Genomic DNA, 23,525 nt, shown 5'->3' on the forward strand with positions numbered 1-23,525 from the left:
GGATGAGCGGCGTCAGCCGGCATGGCGCAATTGGTAGCGCACCGTACTTGTAATACGGGGGTTGCGGGTTCAAGTCCCGCTGCCGGCCCCAGACGAAGCGATGCCCCGGGCGAAGTCTCGCCCGGGGCATCGGCACACGGAACGCGGATCAGGGGGCGTTCCGGGCGCTGGACGCGGTAACCAGCCGGTCGTGCGACGAGGATGACACCTCACCGACCCGCGCGTCCACACCCTGACCCCACATCCGCGGAAATCCGCACGATGTGCACGAACGCGGAGCGGCCCTGTCCGCTCAGCGCCCGCCGGTGATCTTCCGCTCCCGCTGCGCGACGCCCGCGGTGCCGTAGGGGTAGTCGTCGATGCGGGGCGCGCTGGCGTCGATCAGCCGGGCGAGCTCGTCGTCGGTGAGCACCAGGTCGGCGGCACCGAGGTTGTCCTCGAGCTGCGACAGGGTGCGGACACCGAGGATCACGCTCGTGACCGCGGGCCGGGCCAGCAGCCAGGCGAGTGCGACCTGCGACTTCGACGCGTCGTGGGCGTCGGCCACCTCGGAGACGGCGTCGAGCACCTCCCATGTGCGCTCGTCGCCGTTGCGGGCCTCCCACGCCTCCATGCCGCGCTCCGGGTTCTCGCCCAGGCGGGTGGCGCCGGACGGGGCCTCGTCGCGCTGGTACTTGCCCGACAGCCAGCCGCCGGCCAGGGGCGACCAGGGCAGCAGGCCGATGCCGGCGTCGAGGCAGGCGGGCACGACCTCGTGCTCGATGTCGCGGACGAGCAGGTTGTACTGCGGCTGCAGGGTGACCGGCGGTGCCCAGCCGTGCGCCTTCGCCTCGTAGACGGCCTTGGTGACCTGGTAGCCGAGGTAGTTCGAGAACCCGTACGAGCCGATCTTGCCGGCGGACACGGCGTCGTCGAGGAACCGCAGGGTCTCGTCGATGGGGGTCAGGGCGTCCCAGGCGTGCATCTGGTACAGGTCGATGTGGTCGACGCCGAGCCGTTCGAGCGAGGCGTCGAGGGCCACGCGCAGGTGTCGTCGGGACAGCCCGAGGTCGTTCGGACCGTCGCCCTGCGGGAACCGGCCCTTGGTGGCGAGGACGACCTGCGCCGCCTCGGTGGGATGTGCTGCGAGCCAGCGGCCGATGATCCGCTCGGACTCGTTGCCGGAGTAGACGTCCGCCGTGTCGACGAGCGTGCCACCGGCGGCCACGAAGGCGTCGAGGATGGCGTGTGAGGTGGGTTCGTCGGCTTCGCTGCCGAACGTCATGGTGCCGAGGGTCAGCGTCGACACCGATGTCCCGCTGTTGCCGAGGAGTCTGTAGTCCATGGCGGGGACGGTACGCCCGGTGGGGTCCGACCGAGGGGACCCACGAGTACCCCTCAGCGCGGGGCGGACAGGAACCGCAGCGCCGCTTCGCGGAACGGCCGCGAGGTCGGTGCGTTGAAGTGGTTGCGCCCCGGGATCTCGAAGAAGGTGGCGTCCGGTGCGGCCTCGGCGAGCCGGACCGCACTGTCGCGGATGCCGTCCTCGCTGCCGGCCGCGATCAGGAGCGGCTGCGCCGGGGCGTTCTGCGGGGTCGGCTCGATGCTGTTCCGCATCCCCTCGACCATGGCCACGAGCGCGCCGAGGTCGTTGCCCTCGACGTTGCCCGCCATCGTCAGGTAGCCGTTCGTCACGCGGTCCTCGATCGGGGTGCCGTCGGCGATGTAGGCCTTCGCCTGGTCGACGCGGACGCGGCGCATCGGGTCGGCGTCCGGGATCCCGCCGAAGACCGCTCGCGAGATCCGGCCGGGCAGGCGTTCGGCGGTGTGCCAGCCGACGCGGGCGCCGAGCGAGTAGCCGAGGTACGCGACGTCGTCGAGCAGGTACGTGTCGATGACCGTGGTGACGTCGGCGACGAGCAGGTCCATCGAGTAGGCACCCGGGTCGTGCGGCTTCGCGCTCGCGCCGTGCCCCCGCTGGTCGAGCGCCAGCACGCGGTAGCCGGCACGGACCAGGTGTCGCGTCCAGCCCGATGCGTGCCAGTTGAGCACCGCGCCGGAGGCGAACCCGTGCACCGCGATGACGGCCGGGGCGTCGGGGTCGCCGAAGTCGTAGGTCGCGAGTCGCAGCCCGTCGGGCGACATCACGAACCGGGGGCGGGGCGCTTCGGGGACGAGTGACATGTCCTCTCCAGCGTATCGGGGCAGTGTGGTCGCCATGGACGGCTACGGCGGCGATCAGATCCGGGCGGCGGAACGCCCCCACCTCGACGCGGGGGAACCGCTCATGCAGCGAGCCGCCGCAGGGCTCGCGCGCATCGTCGGCGACCTGCTGGACGACCCGGCCGTGCGGCCGGTCGACGGGCCGGGATCGGTCCTCGTGCTGGCGGGCAGCGGCGACAACGGCGGGGACGCCCTGTTCGCGGGTGCTCGCCTGGCAGCGGCCGGGAGGCACGTGGCGGTCCTGCGTGTCGGCTCCCGTGTCCACGCGGCCGGCCTGGCAGCGGCGCTGGACGCCGGCGCCCGTCTGCTCGACGGCGCGTCCGGCACCTCGGGACCGAACGCGGGCGGAGCGGCCGACATCCTGCGGGCAGCCGGCCGGAGCGACGGCGAGCGCCTGGCCGACGTCGCGACCGAGGCGGCACTCGAGGCCGACCTGGTGCTCGACGGCATCCTCGGCATCGGGGTGCACGGCGCGACCGCACTGCGGTCCCCCGCCCACGAGGTCGTGGACGCGATCCTCGAGCTCGCCCGCGACCAGCGCGCGCCGTTCGTCGTCGCGGTCGACGTGCCGAGCGGCGTCGACGTGGACACCGGCGGCGTCGCGGACGACCACGTCCTGCACGCCGACGTCACCGTCACGTTCGGCGGCGTGAAGGCCGGACTGCTGACCGGACCCGCCGCCACCCTCGCGGGTCGGATCGAACTCGTCGACGTCGGGATCGGTGCGGACCTGGCGACGATGGAACCGCTGATCCGCACCTGATCCCGCGCCGGGGTCAGTGGTGCTCGTACAGCACGGGCTCCGGCAGACCGTGCTCGGCGCGGATGCTGCGCGCGATGCCCTCGATCGCGACCAGGGCGTCGACCACGAGCTCCGGCGTGACGGGGAACGGCATGTTGTGGATGGTCTCGCCCTCCGCCGTCGCGGCCTCGGCCACGGCCTGCAGCACGTCGCGGTCGTCCACCGTCAGGCCGATCTCGGTCAGGGTGTTCGGCAGGCCGACCTTCGTGGTGAAGACGACGAAGTCCTCGATCTCCTCCGCCGGGGCGCCCTCGAGCACGAGCTGCGCGATCGTGCCGATGTTGACCTTCTGCCCGTGCGCCAGGCCGTGGGCCTGCGGAGCGGCGGTCAGCCCGTTGTGGATCGCGTGGGCGGCGGCGAGCCCGCCCGACTCGAACCCCAGGCCGGACAGCAGCGTGTTCGCCTCGACGACCTTCTCGAGCGCGGGGGTGACGACCTTGGACTTGACGGCCTCGATGGCCTGCAGGGCGTTCTCGTGCAGGAGCCGCCACGACAGTTCGGCCAGCGCGACGCCGGTCTGGGTCTGCAGGCCGCCGGCCATGGTGTCGGCGTTGGCACGCTTCGCGGCACGGGCCTCGACCCAGGTCGCCAGCGCGTCGCCGATGCCCGCGACCAGGAACTGCACCGGGGCGTTGGCGACGAGCCTGGTGTCGATGAGCACGAGGTCCGGGTTGTGCGGGAAGAAGCGGTACTCGATGAACTCGCCCTCGGCGGTGTAGATGACGGCGAGCGCCGAGGTGGGGGCGTCGGTGGACGCGGCCGTCGGGACGCTCGCCCACCGGATGCCGGCCAGGTGTCCGGCGGCCTTCGCGGCGTCGATGGCGGAGCCGCCGCCGAGTCCCACGATGACGTCGGCGTCCTTCGCGGCGATCTGCTCGACGAGCTCGTCGACGGCTTCGGGGGTGGCGAAGCGGCCGAACCCGACACGCTCGACGGCCAGGTCGGCGGACCGGAAGCTCTCGGTCACGGCGGTCTCGACGATGCTCCAGACCACGTCGTCGGCGACGATCAGGGGCCGCTTGCCGATCGGGGCGATGAACTCGCCGACGCGGGTGATCGCGTCCTTGCCCTGGACGTAGCGGGCGGGGCTCATCACGGTGCTGATGGGAGTGGCCATCGTGCGGTTCCTTCCGGTTGTGCGACAGGTGTACGACAGGTGTCGGGGTGGCCGACGCCGCCGACGGTACGCGGGGCCATGACGTTCAACGACGATGCTCGGCTCCGGGGCGGCAAGGTCAAGCGGCGGGGTCGCACCACGGCGATCGGCGGTGGTGCCGTGGGTGTCGGCGCCGTCGTGGTGTTCCTGATCCTGCAGTTCACGGGGGTCGACCTGAGCGGGATCGTCGGCGGCGGCAACGGTCTGACGACGATCCAGCAGGGGGGCGAGTCCGCCGACGCCGCCCCCGAGTGCCGGACCGGGCGGGATGCCAACCTGCGCGTCGAATGCCGGATGGAGGGCGCAGCCGAGTCCCTCGACGCCTACTGGACGTCCGAGGCGCGATCCCTCGGCATCTCCTACACCTCGCCGGAGTTCTTCCTGTTCCAGGACTCCACCGACACCGCGTGCGGGCAGGCGTCCGCCGCGACCGGCCCGTTCTACTGCCCGCCGGACCGCGCGGTCTTCCTGGACACCGCGTTCTACGACGACCTGCAGTCGCAGTACGGCTCGTCAGGCGGTCCGCTCGCGCAGATGTACGTCGTCGCGCACGAGTGGGGGCACCACATCCAGCAGCTGCAGGGGTCCTTCGCGAGCACCGACCGCTCCGGCACGGGGGCGTCGTCGGACAGCGTCCGCGTCGAGCTGCAGGCGGACTGCTACGCCGGAGCCTGGGTCGGCGACGCCGCGACCACCGAGGACGCGGACGGCGAGACCTTCTTCGAGCCGATCACCCGCACACAGATCACGGACGCCCTGTCGGCGGCGAGTGCGGTGGGCGACGACAGCATCCAGGAGCGTGCGACCGGCCGCGTCGACCCGGACTCGTTCACGCACGGGTCGAGCGAGCAGCGGCAGCGCTGGTTCCTGCGGGGCTACCAGCAGGGTGCGACGCACTGCGACACCCTGAGCATCCCGGGTTCGGCCCTGTAGCCGCGCCGTTGCGGACGTCAGGCCCGGTGCCAGCTGGCACCGGGCCTCCCGTCCGTGGTCAGCGCGGCAGCGCTCGTCCGGACGTCAGCGCTCGTCCGGACGTCAGCGCTCGTCCGGACGTCAGCGCTTGGTCGGCGTGGGCGTCGGGGTCGCGCTCGGGGTGGGCGTCGGGGTCGCGTCGGTCGTCCCGGCGGCCGTCACCACGAAGGTGCGGAAGTCGTCGTTCGTGACCGGCGAGGTCAGTTCGTACCGCTGGCCGTTCACGAGCACGAGCGGCGTGCCGGGGAACTCCTTGAGCGTCGACCCGGGGATGGTGCCGTCGGACACCTTCGACGTCTGCTCGTCCACCCACTTGGCGTAGTCCTGGTCGGTGATGCAGCTCCGGACGGCGCTGCGCTCCTGGAGTCCCTGCACACCCGTGACGACGTCGGTGAGCTCCGCGTCCGTCAGGCCCGGCGTGCCCTCGTCCGGCTGCTTCGCGAAGAGCGCCTGGTTGACCGCGTAGAACTGGTTGGGCGAGTGCTCGGCGACGCAGGCAGCGGCGTTCGCGGCGCGGAGCGAGTACTTCGTGCCCTGCGAGCGGTTCGACAGGATCGCGACCGGGTGGATGTCGACCGTGGCCGCCCCGGAGTCGACCAGGTCCTTGATGTAGTCACCGTTGGCCCGCTCGAACTGGCCGCAGCCGGGGCAGAGGTAGTCGACGTACAGGGTGATCCGGACGGTGCCGGCACCGTCGGTCTCGGTGTTGCTCGGGGCGGCAGAGGCCGATCCGGACGCGGACGCGGTGACCGGCTTCAGGTCCTGTCCGATCGTGATGCCGCCCTGCGACATCGTCGACGGTCCGGGCCCGGCGGGCTTCACGGAGTCGACGAGGACGAGCGTGACGATCGTCGCGGCGGCGAGGAGCACGACCCCGAGCCCGATCTGCAGTCCGAGCCGGACACCGCGCTGGCGTCGCTTCTGCTGGGTCCGGGCACGCTGGGCTCGCTGGCGGGCGGCTTCACGGCGCTCGTTCCGCGCGGCGCGGGCAGCACCCTCGGGGCGGTTGTTCATCGGTGCGTCGTCCTCCTGATCGGTGTCCGCTCGGCGTTCCCCTGCTCGGCGGACGGACCCGGCGATTGTAGTGGGGCGCTCTGGGAAGCAGCCGACCAAGGGGGAAAACACTGGCGCACCCGGGTGAACTCGTGTTGTATGAAGCTCGACAGTCGACGACGACTGTCCGGGGCCCGTACGGGCACACCGCTTCACTCGGATCGTCCGGCACGTACCTGCCGGTGAAGGAAGGACCGAACGCTCATGGCGTCCGTCACCTATGACAAGGCAACCCGTCTCTACCCCGGAGGCAACCGTCCCGCGGTCGACTCCCTCGACCTGGACGTCGCCGACGGCGAGTTCCTCGTCCTCGTCGGCCCCTCGGGCTGCGGCAAGTCCACCTCGCTCCGCATGCTGGCCGGCCTCGAAGAGGTCAACTCCGGTCAGATCCGCATCGGCGACCGCGACGTCACGGACGTCCCGCCGAAGGACCGCGACATCGCGATGGTGTTCCAGAACTACGCGCTGTACCCGCACATGACCGTCGCCGAGAACATGGGCTTCGCGCTCAAGATCGCCGGCGTCGGCAAGGAAGAGCGCGCCACCCGCGTGCAGGAAGCCGCCAAGCTCCTCGACCTCGAGGACTACCTCGGCCGCAAGCCGAAGGCGCTCTCCGGTGGTCAGCGTCAGCGCGTCGCGATGGGCCGTGCGATCGTCCGTCAGCCGCAGGTGTTCCTCATGGACGAGCCGCTGTCGAACCTCGACGCCAAGCTCCGCGTCCAGACCCGCACGCAGATCGCGTCGCTGCAGCGTCGTCTCGGCGTCACCACGGTCTACGTCACGCACGACCAGACCGAGGCACTGACCATGGGTGACCGCATCGCGGTGCTCAAGGACGGCATCCTGCAGCAGGTCGGCACCCCGCGCGACCTGTACGAGAAGCCGAACAACGTGTTCGTCGCCGGCTTCATCGGTTCGCCGGCCATGAACCTGCTGCCCGCCGACGTCATCGAGGGCGGCATCAAGTTCGGCACGCTCAACCACGCGATCGACCGCGACACGCTGTCGAACGCCCGTGCCGCACAGATCACGGTCGGCATCCGCCCCGAGGACGTCGTCGTGTCGCAGTCCGGCGAGGGCCTGCCCGTCACGGTCGACGTCGTCGAGGAGCTCGGCGCCGACGGCTACCTCTACGGTCACGCCGACGTGAACGGCCAGCGCGCCGACATCGTCGCCCGCGTCGACGGTCGTGCGCACCCGTCGATCGGTGACACGATCGTCATCACGCCGAAGCAGGGCCACGTGCACGCCTTCGACACCGAGTCGGGCGACCGCCTCGACGACAAGGCCGTCGTCAGCGCGTAACCAGCGCACTCCCCCGAGAGCCCGCGCCCGCCTCACCAGGCCGGACGCGGGCTCTCGGCTGTCCCCGACACCAGAGGAACCACCGTGCCCGACTCGATGTCCATCACCGCCGCCACCGTCGACCCCGGCCTGCTTGACCTGCCGTGGGACCTGCCGCTCGCCGACTGGCCCGACGACGCGATCGTCGCGCTGCCGAAGGGCATCTCACGGCACCTCGTGCGGTTCGTGCACCTGAGCGGGTACGTCGCCGCGGTGAAGGAGACCGGCGAGGAGGTCGCCCGGTCCGAGTACGAGATGCTCCGGACCCTGCAGCGCATGGACGTGCCGTGTGTGGACCCGGTCGCGGTCATCACGAACCGCGCCGATGCCGACGGTGAACCACTGCACCCTGTGCTCGTGACCCGTCACCTGCGGTTCTCGCTGCCCTACCGTGCGCTCTACTCGCAGACACTGCGCCCGGAGACCGCCACCCGTCTGGTCGACGCCCTCGCGCTGCTGCTCGTCCGCCTGCACGTCATCGGCTTCTACTGGGGCGACGTGTCCCTGTCGAACACGCTGTTCCGTCGCGACGCCGGCGCCTTCGCCGCGTACCTGGTCGACGCGGAGACCGGCAAGCTCTACCCCGGCGGGCTGTCGAACGGCCAGCGCGAGAACGACCTCGAGGTCGCCCGCGTGAACATCGCCGGCGAGCTCCTCGACCTGGAGGCCGGCGGACGGCTCGACGAGAACGCCGACCCCGTGGACGTCTCGAACCGCATCGTCGCCCAGTACCGCACGCTCTGGACCGAGCTCACCGGCACCGAGCAGTTCGACATCAAGGAACGCTGGCGCATCAACGACCGCGTGGAGCGCCTGAACGAGCTCGGCTTCGACATCGAAGAACTGTCGATCCACACGACCGAGGGCGGCTCGCAGGTCCGGATCCAGCCGAAGGTCGTCGACGCCGGGCACCACCAGCGCCGACTGCTGCGGCTCACCGGGCTCGACGCCGGCGAGAACCAGGCCCGGCGCCTGCTCAACGACCTCGACTCGTACCGTGCCCGCAACGGCCGTGACGAACTCGACGAGGAGATGGTGGCGCACGAGTGGGTCTCACGGGTCTTCGAGCCCGTCGTCCGGTCGATCCCCCGTGACCTGCGCGGTCGGCTCGAACCCGCCGAGGTGTTCCACGAGCTGCTCGAGCACCGCTGGTTCATGTCCCAGCAGGAGGAGCGTTCCGTCTCCCTGCCCGAGGCCACGACCGCGTACATCAACGACGTGCTCCGCCACCGTCGCGACGAGCGCCTGCTCATCAACCCGCCGACCTCGTCGATCACCGTGCCGATCCCGGTGCTCGACGACGACGCCGCCGATGAGTCCGACGAGTCCGACGACGTGGACGACTGGCGCGCCACCGTCTGACGCGGTCCCCGGTCGGTCACGACGCCCCGGCGGGTGGGCGCCGACCGGTCGCAGACCGTCGCCGGCGGCGTCGCGCAGCGACGACGCGTGACCACACGGCCGACACCCGCCGACGGGCCGTGACCGCTCGGGGTTCGAGAACGCGACCGCCTGGAGGCCCGGCGTGCGTCCCGGAGACCGGTGCCGGCCCTCCAGACCGTCACCTGCACCGCCGGTGGTGCCGTTGGACGTCGAGCGGTCACGACACCCCGCCAGGTGCACGCCGGCCGGTCACGAACCGTCGCCAGCGGCGTCGCGCAGCGACGACTCGTGACCTGCCGGCGGGCATCATCCGACGTGTCCTGACCCGTCGGGCCTGCCCCGGCCGGCGCCGCACGCAGGAACGGCCGCCTCCCACGAGGGGAGGCGGCCGTTCCTGCGGACGAAGCGCCGGGGCTACGCGGTGCGGCGGCGCCGCGCGACCTCCCACAGGGTGACGCTCGCGGCGATGCCGGCGTTCAGGGACTCGGTGGCGCTCGAGATCGGGATCGACACGATGGCGTCGCAGGTCTCGGTGACCAGGCGCGACAGGCCCTTGCCCTCGGAACCGACGACGATCACGATCGGGCGGTCGGCGAGCTCGAGGCCGTCGAGCTCCACGTCGCCGTCGCCATCGAGCCCGAGGACGAACAGGCCCATCGACTTGAGCGACTTCAGGGTCTGCGTCAGGTTCGGGGCCATCGCGACGGGGGTGCGGGCCGCGGCACCGGCCGAGGTCTTCCACGCCGACGCCGTCACACCGACCGAGCGACGCTGCGGCACGATGACACCGTGTCCGCCGAACGCCGCGGTCGAGCGGATGATCGCACCGAGGTTACGGGGGTCCGTGATGCCGTCGAGGGCGACGAGCAGCGGGACCTGGTCGCGCGAGAACGCCTGCTCGACGATGTCCTCGGACACGGCGTACTGGTACGCCGGCACCTTGAGGGCGACTCCCTGGTGCACGCTGTCGTGCCCGGTGATGCGGTCGAGCTCGGGACGCATGAGCTCGATGATCGGCACGCCACGGTGGTTCGCGAGCGCGAGGATCTCCTTCACACGGTCGTCGACCTCGATGCGCGACGCGATGTAGAGCGTCGACGACGGGGTCTTCGTGCGCAGCGCCTCGAGCACCGAGTTGCGCCCGGTCACCAGCTCGGAGTCGTCGGTCTTGCGTGCCGGCGGACGGCCGGTGCGACCCTGCGGGGTGCTCGAGGAACCGTGCCGACCCTTGGCTGCCTCGAAGCGGTCCTTCGCGGCCTTGCGCTTGCCCGCGGGGTGGTACGGGCGGTCCTCGGCCTTCGGGGTCGGCTTGCGGCCCTCGAGCGCCTGCGCGCCCTGTCCGCCGGAACCGACCTGCTTGTTGCCCTTGCGACCGGCGCGGACGGCGCCGGGCCGACCCTTCTTGCTTCCCGAGACGTTCTTCATGCGTAGCTCCTGTTCGGCACTGCCGTGTTCAGGCGATGCTCCAGCGTGTTCCGGACGGCGTGTCCTCGATCGTGATGCCCGCGGCGGCGAGGTCGTCGCGCACGCGGTCGGCCGCGGTGAAGTCCCGTGCTGCCCTGGCGTCCGCGCGCTCCTGCACGAGGCGTTCGACGAGGGCGGCGAGCGGGCCTGCCGAGGTGTCGTGGCCGCCGCCCGACCAGTGGGCGGCTCGCGGGTCGATGCCGAGCACCTCCACCATCGCAGCCACCTGATGGTACGCGGTCCCGAGCGTTTCCGCATCGTCGGCGTCCAGGGCGGCGTTGCCGGTGCGCACGGTCTCGTGCAGCACGGCCAGGGCCTGGGGCACGGAGAGGTCGTCGTCCATGGCCGCGGCGAAGGCCTCGGGCACGGATGGGGCATCGGTGAGGTGGACGCCCTCGAGCCGGGGCTCGGCGCGCTCCAGGAACCCGGCGATGCGGTCGTACGCCGCCTCGGCCTCGGCCAGGGAGCCCTCGTGGTGGTCGATCGACGAGCGGTAGTGGGCGGCGCCGAGGAAGTACCGGACGACCGCGGGACGAGCAGATCCGATGAAGTCCGCGGCGAAGATCGAGTTGCCGAGCGACTTCGACATCTTCTGCCCCTCGACCGTCACCAGGCCGTTGTGCAGCCAGTACGACGCGAACGGGTCCCCGGCGGCCGTGGACTGCGCGAGCTCGTTCTCGTGGTGCGGGAAGCGCAGGTCGAGCCCGCCGCCGTGGATGTCGAACGCCGGGCCGAGGTACCGACGTGACATCGCCGAGCACTCGATGTGCCAGCCCGGACGGCCGGCGCCCCACGGGGAGTCCCAGTTGGCGGTCGACGGTTCGCCGGGCTTCGCACCCTTCCAGAGCGCGAAGTCACGGGCGTCGCGCTTGCCACGCGGATCGGCGTCGGCAGCCTCGACCATGTCCTCGCGCCGCTGCCGGGTGAGCACCCCGTAGTCGGCCCAGCTGCCGGTGTCGAAGTAGACGTCGCCCGAGCCGTCGTCGGCGGCGTAGGCGTGCCCGCGGTCGATGAGACGCTGGATGATCTCGTGCATCTGCGGCACGCTCGCCGTGGCACGCGGCTCGTAGGTCGGGGGCAGGATGCCGAGGGCGTTGTACGCGGCGGTGAACTCGAGCTCGACCCGGTAGGCGCGTGCGAACCACGCTTCGTCCGTGCCGGCGGCCAGGTCGAGGACCTTGTCGTCGATGTCGGTGACGTTGCGCACCAGGGTCACCCGGTACCCGCGGTGGGTGAGCCACCGGCGCCAGATGTCGTAGACCAGCGCGGACCGCAGGTGCCCGATGTGCGGCGACGACTGCACCGTCGGCCCACAGACGTAGACGCTCACGTGTCCGTCGACCAGGGGCACGAGGTCGACGACGGCTGCGGCGCGGGAGTCGTAGAGGCGAACGGTCACGCCTCAACCCTAATCGGCGCGGGGCCGCGGTTTCAGGAGGGACGCACGAGCGCGGTGGCGATCGCGGCGAGCCCCTCACCGCGGCCGGTGAACCCGAGTCCGTCCGTCGTGGTGCCGGACACCGCCACGGGTGCGCCGACCACGGCGGACAGGGCGTCCTGCATCTCGTCACGGCGACGACCGATGCGCGGCCGGTTGCCGATGACCTGCACGGTGACCGACACCGGCACGAGCCCCGCGTCGGCGAGCAGCGTGACCGCGCCGCGGACGAAGACGTCGCCCGTGGCGCCGGCGTACTGCGGGTCGGCGGTGCCGAAGCGGCCGCCGATGTCGCCGAGGCCCCCGGCGGAGAGCAGGGCGTCGCACACCGCGTGCGCCACCGCGTCGCCGTCGCTGTGCCCGGAGAGCCCGGGTTCGCCGGGGAAGTCGAGCAGCCCGACGCGGCAGGGCGAGGCGTCGTCGAAGGCGTGCACGTCCACCCCGAGCCCGAGTCGGACCGCGACGGTGTCCGCCTGGCCGGCACCCGCCGCACCAGCACCAGCACCGGCTTCGGACCGCGCCCGCGCGATCGACTCGGCCCGGCCGAGGTCCCACGGCGTCGTGATCTTGAAGGCGTCGGCGTCACCCGGTACAAACCGGACGGTGCCCCCGACGGCCTGGAACACGCCGGCATCGTCCGTCTCGGACTGCGACGAAACCGCGTACGCCCGCCGGAGTGCGGCGAGGGGGAAGCCCTGCGGCGTCTGCACCCCGACGAGTGCGGCACGGTCGACGGTCTCGACGACGACGTCACCGTCGACGCGCTTCACGGTGTCCGTGACGGGGAGTGCCGGCACGACGCCCGCACCGTCCCCGGCGGCGACGGCGTCGAACACCCGCGCGAACTGCGCCGCGGGTGTCAGGCACCGTGCCGCGTCGTGCACGAGCACCGTGGTGACGGAGTCCGGCAGCACGGCCAGGCCGGCCTCGACCGAACCGTGGCGATCCGCGCCTCCGGCCACGACGGCCGTGTACGCGACCGCAGCACCCGCGACGGAACCGACCACCTGCCGGCACTCGTCCAGGTGCGGCGCCGGTGCGACCACGACGACGAGCGTCGGCGACGGCAACGCGAACAGCGGCTCGAGTGCCCGCGCGAGCATCAGCGAACCGGCCACGGGCACGAACGCCTTCGCCGTCCCGATGCCGAGCCGGGTGCCGGACCCCGCTGCAACGACGACGACCGCCCGGTCCACCCCGTCGGGGAACCGTGCGGTCGTCGTTCGTGCTGTCGCGCTCAGTGGTTCAGCGTTCAGGAGGCCAGGACCTCGTCGAGGACGGTCGATGCCTTGTCCTCGTCGGTCTTCTCGGCCAGCGCGAGCTCGGAGATCAGGATCTGCCGGGCCTTGGCCAGCATCCGCTTCTCACCCGCGGAGAGCCCGCGGTCCTGATCGCGCCGCCAGAGGTCGCGGACGACCTCGGACACCTTGATGACGTCACCGGAAGCGAGCTTCTCGAGGTTCGCCTTGTACCGGCGTGACCAGTTCGTGGGCTCTTCCGTGAACGGCGCCCGGAGGACCTCGAACACCTTGTCGAGCCCTTCCTTGCCGATCACGTCGCGGACGCCGACCAGGTCGACGTTGTCCGCCGGGACCTCGATCGTCAGGTCGCCCTGCGTCACCCGCAGCTTCAGGTAGACCTTTTCCTCGCCCTTGATGACGCGAGTCTTGACTTCAGAGATGGTTGCCGCCCCGTGATGGGGGTAGACGACGGTCTCGCCGACCTCGAATTGCATGTATCAGGCTCCGTTCCCAGACCTCCAGTTTACCACAAGGGCCGTTCCGGTAAGGGGACCCTCAACGCTCACCCCTCCCGGTGATCGCTAGGATGGGTGCGGGGACCGCCCGGTCCTCATCGTGACTTACGGAGGAATCTCTTGCGACCTCGGGTACTCGTGTCCGTCGCCGTTGCGGCAACCATCGCGCTCGGCGCCACCGGGTGCGAGTTCATGTCGCCGGCCCACACCGTCGACATCAAGCAGATCACCGACGGCGTGGACGTCTCGACCGGCAAGGTCGACGTGCGGAACGCCCTGCTGATCTCGGACGACGGCGAGAGCGCCCGCTTCATCGGCACGCTGGTGAACAACGACGACCAGGACGACTACACCGTCTCGATCGAGATCGGCGGCGACACCCAGACCGTCGACGTGCCGGCGAACAGCCACGTCGACCTCGCCATGGCAGCGGGTGCGGGCAGCGACGCCGAGTCGAGCGTGCAAGAGGGCGACACCACCCAGGGCACCACCGCCACCGACGCCGAGCCGATCGTGTTCGACAACGCGGACGCGAAGCCCGGGTCGCTCGTCAAGGTCTACTTCAGCTACCCCGACGCCGAGGGCACCTCGGCGAACGTGCCGGTGCTGACCAGCTCGCAGGAGGAGTACCAGACCCTCGCGCCGAGCCCGACCCCGGAGCCGACCGACACGGTCACGCTGCCGACCTCGACCCCGACGGCCACGCCGACGGACGGCCAGTAGTCCGTCCGCGCTGACGCGACGCTCGACCACTGCAGACCGGGAGGCCCGGTGCCGGTCCCAGGGACCGGCACCGGGCCTCCTGTCCGTGCGGTGCACACACCAGCCGTCGCCAGCCGTCGCCAGCCGTCGCGCGCGCCCTCGCGCGCGGCCCGGTCATGACTCGTCGCAGACCACTCGTCGAGTGGTCACGAACCGTCATTGCAAGGCGCCGGAGGCGACGACTTGCGACCACTCCCAGGACGACGCGCGGTGAGTCGTGACCGGTCGCGGGGCCTAGGCCTCGATGCGGTAGCCGAGACCGCGGACCGTCACCAGGATCTCGGGGGTCGACGGCACCCGCTCGATCTTCGAGCGGATGCGCTTGATGTGCACGTCGAGGGTCTTGGTGTCGCCGAAGTAGTCGGACCCCCACACCCGGTCGATGAGCTGCCCACGGGTCAGCACGCGGCCGGCGTTCCGGAGCAGCAGCTCGAGGAGCTCGAACTCCTTGAGCGGCATCGGCGTCTCGGACCCGTCGACGGACACCGTGTGGCGCTCGACGTCCATCCGGATGCCGCCGACCTGCAGGATGCCGCTGTCGGCCGGGTCGTCCTCGGTACGCCGTCGGAGCACCGCACGGATCCGGGCCAGGAGCTCCCGCGTCGAGTACGGCTTCGTGACGTAGTCGTCGGCGCCGAGTTCGAGCCCGACGACGATGTCCACCTCCGAGTCCTTCGCGGTCAGCATGATGATCGGCGCGTTCGAGCGGGTCCGGATCTGCCGGCACACCTCGGTGCCGCTCAGGCCCGGCAGCATGAGGTCGAGGAGCACCAGGTCAGGGTTCTCCGTGTCGAACTTCGACAGCGCTGTCACGCCGTCGGCAGCGACGGAGGTCTCGTACCCCTCACGCTGCAGCAGGAACTCCAGGGGCTCGCTCAGGGCCGGCTCGTCGTCGACGATGAGGATCTTGGTCACGATGGCTGCTCTTCCAGTTGCTCTTCGAGGGCTGTGGTCAGTTCGGGATCTGCCTCGGGCAGACGGATGGTGAAGGTCGAGCCCTTGCCGGACTGCGACCAGACGCGCACGTCACCACCGTGGTTGCTGACGACGTGCTTGACGATCGCGAGCCCGAGGCCGGTGCCCCCGGTGGCGCGCGACCGTGCGGGATCGACACGGTAGAACCGTTCGAAGACGCGGTCGAGGTCGGCCTCGGGGATGCCGACACCCTGGTCGGTGACGGCGATCTCGACGAAGCCCTTCGACGACCGGACGCCCACACCGACGCGGGTGCCGTCCGGCGAGTACTTCACCGCGTTGGCGATGAGGTTCGACACCGCGACCTGCAGCAGGCCCGGGTCGCCCATCACCCGCAGCTTCGACTTCTTGGCGCGGATGATCTCGATCGACCGGGCGCGGGCGACGACCTCGTTGCCGTCGATGGCGGCCTGCACGATCTTGTCGATGCCGGTCTCCTCGCTGTTCTCGAGCGCGTCGACCGACTGCAGGCGGGACAGCTCGATGATGTCCTTCGTCAGCGCCCCGAGCCGCTCGGACTCGGTGATGAGCTGCGCGGCGAACTTCTTGACGTGCGCGGGGTCGTCGGCGGCGAGCACGAGCGTCTCCGACAGCAGCCCGATGGCACCGATCGGGGTCTTCAGCTCGTGCGAGATGTTGGCGACGAAGTCGCGGCGGACCTCGTCGATGCGGCGGCTCTCGGTCAGGTCGTCCGCGGTGAGCAGGACGTACCGGTTGCCCAGCTGGGCGGCGCGGAAGCTGAGGTAGCCGATGAGCTCCCCGTGGCGGCCGCGTGGCAGCTCGAGGTCCTCCGCACCCATCTCCCCGCTCTTGCGCACCCGGTCGATCAGGCCGAGCAGTTCCTGGTGCACCAGACGTCGGCGCACGACGAGCCCCGCGGTGAGTGCCTGGGGCGATGCCGCGACGACGGTGTTCGACGGGTCGATGACGACCGCCGGGTTGTGCATCGTCGAGATGACCGCTGCGACACCGTCCGGCAGGGTCCGCTCCGCCACGTCGGCAGCACGTGCCGTGCGCTCGGCGGTGATGATCAGCACCACGACGCCCGCGCCGAAGACCCCGCCGAGGAGCATCGACAGTGGCACGAGCCACGCGTTGTCCATGCCGCCAGTGTAGGGATGGTCATGCGGGGTTCCGGTACCGTTCACCGTCCGCGGAAGGCCAGAACGCGAAGCGTTCAGCCCCGCGTCACCGTTCGTTCACCTGCGCTGACGACACTCGTCCGGTACGCAGAGAGAGGTACTCCCCCATGCGCGAAGTCTTCCAGCAGGAACTCCAGGACGTCCAGGAGCGACTGACCGAGATCGCCGGGCTCGTCGAGTCCGCCATCACCCGAGCCACGCAGGCCTTCGGCGACTCCGACGTCGCCCTCGCCGAAGAGGTGATCGCCGATGACGAGAAGATCGACCTCGCTGCGAACAGCCTCGACGAGATCGCGATCGACATCCTGGCCCGCCAGGCGCCGGTGGCCCGCGACCTGCGCGTCGTCGTCACCGCCCTGCGCGTCAGCTCCTCGCTCGAGCGCATGGGAGACATGGCCGAGCACATCGCGCAGCTCGCCCGCCAGCGCTTCCCCGAGAAGGTCGTGCCGAAGGGCCTCCGCAGCACCTTCAAGGAGATGGGCAAGCACGACGTCGCGATGGCGCAGAAGCTCACGCGCCTGCTCGCCACCGAGGACATCGCACTGTCGGCCGAGATCCGCGACGAGGACGACGCCGTCGACGAGCTGCACGCCAGCGTCTTCGACTTCGTGCTCGGCGAGGCCTGGAAGGGCGGCCCGATCGACACGGTCGACGCCACCCTGGCCTCCCGCTACCACGAGCGCTTCGCCGACCACGCGGTCTCGATCGCGAAGAAGGTCGAGTACCTGGCGACCGGCGACTGGACCGGCGCGTCCACCTCGACCGCGGCGGTCTGACCCGACCCGATCGGTCTGCGAGGATCGTGGCATGGCCCAGGTCGCGATCATCGTCAACGGCATGCCCGGTTCCGGCAAGAGCACGATCGGCACGGCACTCGCCGAGGTGCTCGGCTGCCCGTTCCTGTCGAAGGACCGCATCAAGGAGCCCCTGGCCGACGTCGTCGGCCCGATGATCGCCTCCCGTCCGCTCGGCGGCATCGCCATGGACACGATGTGGTCCATGGCCCGGGCCGTCGAGAACGGGGTCGTCCTCGACGCCGTCTGGCTGCCGTCCCGCGACCGGGGCCGCCTGGAGGCCGGGCTCGCCTCCGCCGGGTCGCCGCGCGCCGTCGAGGTGTGGTGCGACACGGACCGCGTCACCGCCGAGCAGCGGCTGCGGGACCGGTACGACCCGGGCACCGTGCCGGTGCGGCACGAGGTGCACGGGGACATGGCCGACGTGCTGGCCTTCTGGGACGAGCACGGCGACGACGCGCACCCGGTCGGGCTCGCCGGTGTCCCGGTGATGCGGGTCGACACCACGAAGCCCTACGACGTCGGGGCCCTGGTGCAGGAGATCGCGTCGCACTTCGTCTGACCAGCCACGGCTCGTCGAGCCGACCATGCTGCCGGAGCGACACGTCGTCGACGGGGCGATCCGTTCCTCCTGGCAGAGCGACAGGAGTCGGCGGAACGTTGGCGGCCCACTGTCGCTTCCGGGAAGCACGGCACACGCACCAACGCCCCGCCCGGATGCCGGACGGGGCGTTCTACGTGGGCGCTACTTCTTGGCGCCCTGGGCGGCCACGGCGGCGGCGCCGGCAGCGGCGGCCTCGGGGTCCAGGTAGTACGCGGGCTTCGTCGGCGTGAAGTCGTCGTCGAGCTCGTACACCAGCGGGATGCCGGTCGGGATGTTCAGACCGGCGATGTCATCGTCGGAGATGCCGTCGAGGTGCTTCACGAGCGCACGCAGCGAGTTGCCGTGGGCAGTGACGAGCACGGTCTTGCCAGCGGCGAGGTCCTTCGTGATGTCGGACTCCCAGTACGGCAGCAGGCGGTCGATCACGAGCTTGAGCGACTCGGTGCGGGGCAGCTGGTCGCCGAGCTCGGCGTAGCGGCGGTCACCGGACTGCGACCACTCGGCGTCGTCTGCGATGGGCGGCGGCGGGACGTCGAACGAGCGGCGCCACTCCATGAACTGCTGCTCGCCGTACTCGGCCAGGGTCTGGGCCTTGTCCTTGCCCTGCAGGGCGCCGTAGTGGCGCTCGTTGAGGCGCCAGTCGCGCTTCACCGGCAGCCAGGCCAGGTCGGCCTGCAGCAGCGCGATGTCCGCGGTCTGGATCGCGCGGGTCAGGAGCGAGGTGTACAGGACGTCGGGGACGATGCCGGACTCGGCGATGAGGTCGCCGGCGCGCTTCGCCTCCTTCTCGCCCAGCTCGCTGAGCCGGACGTCGACCCAACCGGTGAACAGGTTCTTCTGGTTCCAGTCACTGTTGCCGTGACGGAGCAGGACGAGCGTGGAGGTCATGCCTCCGAGTCTACCGAGCGGTACCGGCCCCGTACCCTTGACGCATGCCCATCGGGAACGTGACGCGCGGGACGACCGGGTACAACCGGCTCCGCCGCGTCGACCGGTGGATCGCGACCCTGCCGGTGCTGCGCCGGACGGACGACCCGCTCGTCGCCGACGTCGGCTACGGGGCATCGCCGACCACCACCCTCGAGCTCCGCGACCGGCTGGCGGCCGTCCGACCGGACGTCGAGGTGACCGGCATCGAGATCGAGCCCTCGCGGGTCGCGCTCGCGAACGCCGGGACCCGCGACGGCGTGACCTTCCGCCTGGGTGGCTTCGAGACGCCGACGCCCGGGCAGCGCCGACCCGCCGTCATCCGGGCCTTCAACGTGCTGCGGCAGTACGACGAGTCCGCGGTGGTCGGGTCGTGGCGGATCATGCAGGACCGGCTGCAGCCCGGCGGTGCGCTCGTCGAGGGGACCTGCAACGAGGTCGGCCGGGTCGCCTCGTGGGTGACGCTCGACGACGTCGCGCCACGGACCTTCACGGTGTCGCTGCGGCTCGCCGGGCTCGACGTGCCCTCGATCGTCGCCGAGCGCCTGCCGAAGGCCCTGATCCACCGCAACGTGCCCGGCGAACGGGTGCACGCGTTCCTCGGCGACCTCGACCTGTCGTGGGCGGTCGCGGCTCCGCTCGGCACGTACGGACCCCGGCAGCGGTGGATCGCCACGGTGCGCGGCATGCGCGGCCGCGGGTGGCCGGTGCTGCACGGCGTGACCAGGTGGCGGCTCGGCGAGCTCAGCGTCCCCTGGTCGGCCGTCGAGCCCGCCTGACGCAGCGGCGCAGAACACCGGTGTTCGCGCTCCGAACACCCGCGGACCGCGGTGCGACCGGCGAACACCGGTGTCTTGCGACCGTCAACGCGCAGGCTAGGAGCGCTTCACGGCTCCGAGACGGGGCAGGCGCGGGACGTTCGCCGTCGCACCGGCCTCGGGCGGGACGATGGTCTCCTGCGCCGCGGTCACCACGACGTCGTCGGCCTCGAGCCGCAGGGTCGCGGTGGGGTCGAGGGAACGCTTCACCACGGCGAGCCCGATCGGACCGAGCTCGTGGTGGATCGCCGACGCCGACAGCCGTCCGACGGGCTTGTCGTCGAGCAGCACGGGGGTGCCGGGTGCCGGCAGCACGCCGTCGGACCCGTCCAGGTGCAGCAGCACGGCCCGACGCGGCGGGTGCCCGAGGTTGTGGACCTTGGCGACGGTCTCCTGCCCGCGGTAGCAGCCCTTCGACAGGTGCACGGCGGAACGCAGCCAGTCGAGCTCGTGCGGGATCGTCCGCTCGTCGACGTCGGACAGGACCGGTCGCCAGGCGGCGATCCGCAACGCCTCGTACGCCAGGAGCCCCGCGACGGGGACGTCCGACGCGGCGATCGCGGCCGCGGTGCCGGGGGTGACCACGGCGATGCGGAGGGTCCAGTCGGAGCCGGGGTGAGCCTCCTGGGCGGCGTAGCCCCACCCGCCGGGCGTGACGACGCCCCACGGGTCGACCCACTCGGCGACGGGTGGTTCGGGCAGTTCGACGGAGGCGAACGGTGCGGCCTCGCCGAGCCAGCCGAGGGTGACGAAGTCGGCCGAACGGTCGGCGACCTCGACCCGGAGCATGAAGCGCATCGAGTCGAGCCAGCCGGCGAGCGGCGCTGCGTCAGCGCGCTCGGAGAGCAGCCAGGCGGTCGCACCGTCGTCCACGATCCGGGCCGCGTGCTCGACGCGTCCGGCCTGGTCGAGCACGAGCGTCTCGGTGCTGACGCCCGTGGGCAACCCGGTGAGCTGCTGCGAGGTGATCGAGTTGAGCCACGACAGGCGGTCCGGCCCGGAGACCGTGACGACACCCAGACCGAGCTCGACGACGGCGCGGCCGCGGGACAGCAGTCGCTGTTCCCCGATCGGGTTGCCGAAGTGCGCGGCGACCGAATCGGCCGCGACGAAGCCGTCCCGCGCGGCGAACACCGACATCACTCGACCTTCGCGAGCTGCCCCGAGGCGTGCGAGGTGAGTTCACGGCCGAGCGCGGCGATGTCCCACGCCCAGAAGAGCTTGCCCTCGACCAGGCCGTACAGGCGGGTCGCGGCGGAGTAGTCCTTCGCGTTCGGCGAGCGCAGCACGGCGTCGGTCGACAGGTCGATCCGGCCCTTCAGCACACGGCCGACGTAGAGCTCGTTGACGCCCGTCGGGTGGATGATCGCGGCCTCGACGTCGAAGCCGTCGGTCGTGTTGCGGAGCGCCTCGACGCTCTCGACCGTGCTGAAGGGGGTAGGACCGTCGCCCAGGAGCATCGCGGGGCCGCGGTCGCCGGGCTCGGTCGGACGGTCGATCCGCCAGTAGCCCATCTCGGCGGCGAGCGGGGTGTGGTCGTCGTCGAGCAGCCACGTGGTGGACGAGTAGTTCAGGTAGGGCAGGCCGTCGTGGCTGAAGCTGACGCGCTGGCCGAACTCGTAGTTCCGGACCTCGTCGTCGTCACCGACCGGGTACTCGACCACACCGGTGCCCTCCCACACGCCGACCAGCCACGACAGCGGGACCAGTTCGGGGGCGAGGCCTTCGGGCAGCTCGATCAACGCTGACCCTTGAACAGCTTCACGACGACGACCACCGAGATGAACGCGATCGCGAGCGACGCCAGGCCGAGGAGGCCGACGTAGAACAGCTCGAGCGCAAGCAGCGAATCCATGGTCCGGAGTCTACGCGGCTCAGCTCAACGCGCCAGGAGCACCACCGCGGTGACGAGCACCACGACGAACGCCCCGGACGACGCGATGCTGATCCGTTCGACCAGCCCGTCCTTGGTGGCGGTGATGAGCTGCAGCACGAAGCTGACCATGACGCAGGCGACGAAGACGAGCAGCAGCCAGGCGAACGAGTCACGCTCGGCCAGGGTCAGGACGAGCACCGCCCCGACGAACGCCAGCACCCAGACCGGCAGGACGGACGTCAGCCGCAGGCGACGCTGGTCGGTGGGGTGCACGGGCTCGGTCACGCGATCCATCATGACAGGGGACGTGCGGAATGCTCGCACCGTCGGGTGCGGTGCTCGTGCGGGACGCTCGCACCGCCGGGTGCGGTGCTCGTGCGGGACGCTCGCACCGCCGGTGCGGTGCTGTGCGGGACGGCGCGCAATCCGTCCGGCCGGATGAGTCCTTCCCGAGCATCACTAGGATGTCTCCACGACGTCATCCACCTCCGGAGGTCCTGTGGCACAGCTCCTGGTACTCACCTCGACCGCGCCCGGAGACGTCCTGCCGAGCCTGGGCCTCCTGAGCCACCGGATCCGCCACGTGCCGGCCGAGGCCGCGCAGCTGGTCAACGCCCCGCAGAGCGACCTGATGTTCGTGGACGCCCGCACCGACCTGGTCAGCGCGAAGGCCCTGTGCAAGATCCTCGCCTCGTCGGGGTCGACCACGCCGATCGTGCTCGTCGTCACCGAGGGCGGTCTGACCGCGGTGAACAGCGACTGGAACGTCGACGACGTCGTGCTCGAGAGCGCCGGCCCCGCCGAGATCGACGCCCGCATCCGCCTGTCGGCCGGTCGTGCCGCGAAGGGCCAGACGAGCTCGAAGATCCAGGCGTCCGGTGTCGTCATCGACGAGGCCAGCTACTCCGCCAAGGTCCGCGGTCGGCCGCTCGACCTGACGTTCAAGGAGTTCGAGCTCCTGCGGTTCTTCGCCACCCACCCGTCACGCGTCTTCACCCGCGAGCAGCTGCTCAGCGAGGTCTGGGGCTACGACTACTTCGGTGGCACCCGCACCGTCGACGTGCACGTCCGACGGCTCCGCGCCAAGCTCGGGGACCTCGAGTCACTCATCGGCACCGTCCGCAACGTCGGGTACCGCTTCAACGTCTACGACGACGAGGCCGAGCGCCTGATGGGGCAGTAGTGCTGCCCGACCTCGGCGCCTTCGTCGCCCCCGGCGAAGCCCCGCCGTTCTCCGACCAGACCCTGGTGGACGTCCGCGCCGGGCGCGCGAGCGTCCTGTCCGTCGACGACGGGGTCGCCGTGGTCCGTGACGGTGAGCTCGAGATGGTCGTCGCCCAGGAGGCCCGCGGCCGCGGCATCGGCACCTCCCTGGTGACGCAGGCGCTCGCGCTGGGCGGCGGGGCCGCTCCCCGGCTCGCCTGGGCGCACGGGGACCACCCGGCAGCGCGGGCGCTGGCCGACCGGTTCGGCTGGCGCGCGGTCCGCACGCTGCTGCAGCTCCGGGCGCCCGTCGCCGACTCCGAGGAAGACGTCGCCGCCGACGTCGAGCTGCCCGACGGGTTCAGCCTGTCGGCGTTCCGCCCGGGCACCGATGACGAGACCGACTGGCTCGCGCTGAACGCCGCAGCCTTCGCGCACCACCCCGAGCAGGGGCGGATGACGCTGGACGACCTGCACGCCCGCGAAGCCGACGCCTGGTTCTCCGGCGACGACCTGCTCTTGCTCCGCGATGCCTCCGGGCAGCTCGCCGGGTCGTGCTGGCTCAAGGTCGAGGACGGCATCGGCGAGTTCTACGCCGTCGCCGTGCGGCCCGACCTGCAGGGACAGCGGCTCGGTGGTGTGCTCATGCGTGCGGGAACCGCCCGGCTGCACGGCCGTGGGCTGACCGCCGCCGCACTGTACGTCGAGGGGGACAACGAGCCGGCGCTCGCGCTGTACCGGCGCTCGGGGTTCACGCAGCACGCGATCGACGTGCAGTACGCGGCCCCGGAGCAGTCCATCGGTCACTGATACCCTGCGCCCATGATCCAGGGGGACCAGGGCGGATCGCCCAT

The 23,525-nt window shown here is 71.2% G+C and carries 24 protein-coding genes and 1 tRNA gene; 11 read left to right on the forward strand and 14 right to left on the reverse strand.

The genetic code is table 11. The annotated features are described in order from the left end of the window. Positions 1-15: 15 nt before the first annotated feature. A tRNA-Thr gene (locus BOSE127_RS09465) sits at positions 16-91 on the forward strand. A 201-nt stretch (positions 92-292) separates the two neighbouring features. Here BOSE127_RS09465 and BOSE127_RS09470 read toward each other — a convergent pair. Further along, positions 293-1,324, reverse strand: coding sequence for an aldo/keto reductase (locus BOSE127_RS09470; RefSeq protein WP_042539305.1), 1,032 nt, complete (start codon positions 1,322-1,324; stop codon positions 293-295). A 53-nt stretch (positions 1,325-1,377) separates the two neighbouring features. Next, positions 1,378-2,163 (reverse strand): alpha/beta fold hydrolase, encoded by a 786-nt coding sequence (locus BOSE127_RS09475; RefSeq protein WP_042539307.1) that lies wholly within the window; start codon positions 2,161-2,163, stop codon positions 1,378-1,380. On the opposite strand from BOSE127_RS09475, the gene BOSE127_RS09480 reads away from it, so the two are divergent. Next, entirely contained in the window at positions 2,162-2,965 is an 804-nt protein-coding gene (locus BOSE127_RS09480) for an NAD(P)H-hydrate epimerase (RefSeq protein ID WP_236559529.1), read from the forward strand. The genes BOSE127_RS09475 and BOSE127_RS09480 overlap by 2 nt on opposite strands. 13 nt (positions 2,966-2,978) lie before the next feature. Here BOSE127_RS09480 and BOSE127_RS09485 read toward each other — a convergent pair whose 3' ends face one another. Further along, positions 2,979-4,121 carry a glycerol dehydrogenase gene (locus tag BOSE127_RS09485; protein ID WP_042539311.1) on the reverse strand — a complete coding sequence of 381 codons (1,143 nt, stop codon included), beginning with the start codon at positions 4,119-4,121 and terminating at the stop codon, positions 2,979-2,981. Between the two features lie 78 nt (positions 4,122-4,199). Between BOSE127_RS09485 and ypfJ the strand changes: the two genes are divergently transcribed. Then, positions 4,200-5,093, forward strand: coding sequence for a KPN_02809 family neutral zinc metallopeptidase (gene ypfJ / locus BOSE127_RS09490; protein WP_042539313.1), 894 nt, complete (start codon positions 4,200-4,202; stop codon positions 5,091-5,093). Between the two features lie 120 nt (positions 5,094-5,213). Here ypfJ and BOSE127_RS09495 read toward each other — a convergent pair whose 3' ends face one another. Beyond that, positions 5,214-6,146: a DsbA family protein gene (locus BOSE127_RS09495; RefSeq protein WP_042539315.1), complete on the reverse strand. Its 933-nt coding sequence runs from the start codon at positions 6,144-6,146 to the stop codon at positions 5,214-5,216. A gap of 243 nt (positions 6,147-6,389) precedes the next feature. Here BOSE127_RS09495 and BOSE127_RS09500 point away from each other — a divergent pair, with 243 nt between their 5' ends. Then, positions 6,390-7,490 carry an ABC transporter ATP-binding protein gene (locus BOSE127_RS09500; RefSeq protein WP_017888061.1) on the forward strand — a complete coding sequence of 367 codons (1,101 nt, stop codon included), beginning with the start codon at positions 6,390-6,392 and terminating at the stop codon, positions 7,488-7,490. A gap of 84 nt (positions 7,491-7,574) precedes the next feature. Continuing rightward, positions 7,575-8,891, forward strand: coding sequence for a DUF4032 domain-containing protein (locus tag BOSE127_RS09505; protein WP_140448498.1), 1,317 nt, complete (start codon positions 7,575-7,577; stop codon positions 8,889-8,891). Positions 8,892-9,326: 435 nt separating this feature from the next. Here BOSE127_RS09505 and rlmB read toward each other — a convergent pair whose 3' ends face one another. From rlmB to BOSE127_RS09525, 4 genes are read right to left on the reverse strand one after another with little or no spacing between them, the layout of a single operon-like run. Then, the gene (gene rlmB / locus BOSE127_RS09510) at positions 9,327-10,337 is read right to left on the reverse strand and encodes a 23S rRNA (guanosine(2251)-2'-O)-methyltransferase RlmB (protein WP_017888063.1); all 1,011 of its coding nucleotides are present in this window, start codon (positions 10,335-10,337) and stop codon (positions 9,327-9,329) included. Between the two features lie 28 nt (positions 10,338-10,365). Beyond that, the gene (gene cysS, locus BOSE127_RS09515) at positions 10,366-11,775 is read right to left on the reverse strand and encodes a cysteine--tRNA ligase (RefSeq protein WP_042539317.1); all 1,410 of its coding nucleotides are present in this window, start codon (positions 11,773-11,775) and stop codon (positions 10,366-10,368) included. 32 nt (positions 11,776-11,807) lie between these two features. Next, complete coding sequence (gene ispD / locus BOSE127_RS09520; protein ID WP_442873463.1) at positions 11,808-13,070, reverse strand: 2-C-methyl-D-erythritol 4-phosphate cytidylyltransferase; 1,263 nt, start codon at positions 13,068-13,070, stop codon at positions 11,808-11,810. Beyond that, complete coding sequence (locus BOSE127_RS09525) at positions 13,067-13,549, reverse strand: CarD family transcriptional regulator (RefSeq protein ID WP_017888066.1); 483 nt, start codon at positions 13,547-13,549, stop codon at positions 13,067-13,069. The genes ispD and BOSE127_RS09525 overlap by 4 nt, the downstream gene beginning before the upstream one ends. A gap of 141 nt (positions 13,550-13,690) precedes the next feature. On the opposite strand from BOSE127_RS09525, the gene BOSE127_RS09530 reads away from it, so the two are divergent. Continuing rightward, positions 13,691-14,293: a hypothetical protein gene (locus BOSE127_RS09530; RefSeq protein ID WP_159557006.1), complete on the forward strand. Its 603-nt coding sequence runs from the start codon at positions 13,691-13,693 to the stop codon at positions 14,291-14,293. A gap of 273 nt (positions 14,294-14,566) precedes the next feature. Here BOSE127_RS09530 and BOSE127_RS09535 read toward each other — a convergent pair whose 3' ends face one another. Both BOSE127_RS09535 and BOSE127_RS09540 read right to left on the reverse strand, forming a co-directional pair. After that, complete coding sequence (locus BOSE127_RS09535; RefSeq protein ID WP_017888068.1) at positions 14,567-15,247, reverse strand: response regulator transcription factor; 681 nt, start codon at positions 15,245-15,247, stop codon at positions 14,567-14,569. Beyond that, a complete protein-coding gene (locus BOSE127_RS09540; protein WP_017888069.1) occupies positions 15,244-16,410 on the reverse strand; it encodes a sensor histidine kinase in 1,167 nt (388 codons plus the stop codon). Before BOSE127_RS09540 ends, BOSE127_RS09535 begins: the two co-directional genes overlap by 4 nt. 146 nt (positions 16,411-16,556) lie before the next feature. Here BOSE127_RS09540 and phoU point away from each other — a divergent pair, with 146 nt between their 5' ends. Together phoU and BOSE127_RS09550 are read left to right on the forward strand one after the other, a co-directional pair. Beyond that, on the forward strand, positions 16,557-17,225 hold the full coding sequence (gene phoU / locus BOSE127_RS09545) for a phosphate signaling complex protein PhoU (protein WP_017888070.1): 669 nt from the start codon (positions 16,557-16,559) through the stop codon (positions 17,223-17,225). A 31-nt stretch (positions 17,226-17,256) separates the two neighbouring features. Further along, the gene (locus BOSE127_RS09550) at positions 17,257-17,805 is read left to right on the forward strand and encodes an AAA family ATPase (RefSeq protein WP_159557008.1); all 549 of its coding nucleotides are present in this window, start codon (positions 17,257-17,259) and stop codon (positions 17,803-17,805) included. Between the two features lie 183 nt (positions 17,806-17,988). Here the strand turns inward: BOSE127_RS09550 and BOSE127_RS09555 are convergent, their stop codons facing one another. After that, positions 17,989-18,735, reverse strand: coding sequence for a phosphoglyceromutase (locus tag BOSE127_RS09555; protein WP_017888072.1), 747 nt, complete (start codon positions 18,733-18,735; stop codon positions 17,989-17,991). A 44-nt stretch (positions 18,736-18,779) separates the two neighbouring features. Between BOSE127_RS09555 and BOSE127_RS09560 the strand changes: the two genes are divergently transcribed. Next, a complete protein-coding gene (locus BOSE127_RS09560; RefSeq protein ID WP_017888073.1) occupies positions 18,780-19,553 on the forward strand; it encodes an SAM-dependent methyltransferase in 774 nt (257 codons plus the stop codon). Between the two features lie 96 nt (positions 19,554-19,649). Here BOSE127_RS09560 and ygfZ read toward each other — a convergent pair whose 3' ends face one another. From ygfZ to BOSE127_RS09575, 3 genes are all read right to left on the reverse strand, one after another. After that, positions 19,650-20,732: a CAF17-like 4Fe-4S cluster assembly/insertion protein YgfZ gene (gene ygfZ / locus BOSE127_RS09565; RefSeq protein WP_056071812.1), complete on the reverse strand. Its 1,083-nt coding sequence runs from the start codon at positions 20,730-20,732 to the stop codon at positions 19,650-19,652. Next, entirely contained in the window at positions 20,732-21,334 is a 603-nt protein-coding gene (locus BOSE127_RS09570; protein ID WP_071250278.1) for an FABP family protein, read from the reverse strand. Before BOSE127_RS09570 ends, ygfZ begins: the two co-directional genes overlap by 1 nt. 137 nt (positions 21,335-21,471) lie before the next feature. Next, positions 21,472-21,753, reverse strand: a complete 282-nt coding sequence (locus BOSE127_RS09575; RefSeq protein ID WP_159557010.1) for a hypothetical protein — start codon at positions 21,751-21,753, stop codon at positions 21,472-21,474. Between the two features lie 214 nt (positions 21,754-21,967). On the opposite strand from BOSE127_RS09575, the gene BOSE127_RS09580 reads away from it, so the two are divergent. Both BOSE127_RS09580 and mshD read left to right on the forward strand, forming a co-directional pair. After that, positions 21,968-22,651 carry a response regulator transcription factor gene (locus BOSE127_RS09580; protein WP_017888078.1) on the forward strand — a complete coding sequence of 228 codons (684 nt, stop codon included), beginning with the start codon at positions 21,968-21,970 and terminating at the stop codon, positions 22,649-22,651. Further along, complete coding sequence (gene mshD, locus BOSE127_RS09585; RefSeq protein ID WP_159557012.1) at positions 22,651-23,481, forward strand: mycothiol synthase; 831 nt, start codon at positions 22,651-22,653, stop codon at positions 23,479-23,481. The genes BOSE127_RS09580 and mshD overlap by 1 nt, the downstream gene beginning before the upstream one ends. Positions 23,482-23,525: the final 44 nt, after the last annotated feature.

This window comes from Curtobacterium sp. 8I-2, assembly GCF_902506155.1.
Classification (GTDB): domain Bacteria; phylum Actinomycetota; class Actinomycetes; order Actinomycetales; family Microbacteriaceae; genus Curtobacterium; species Curtobacterium poinsettiae.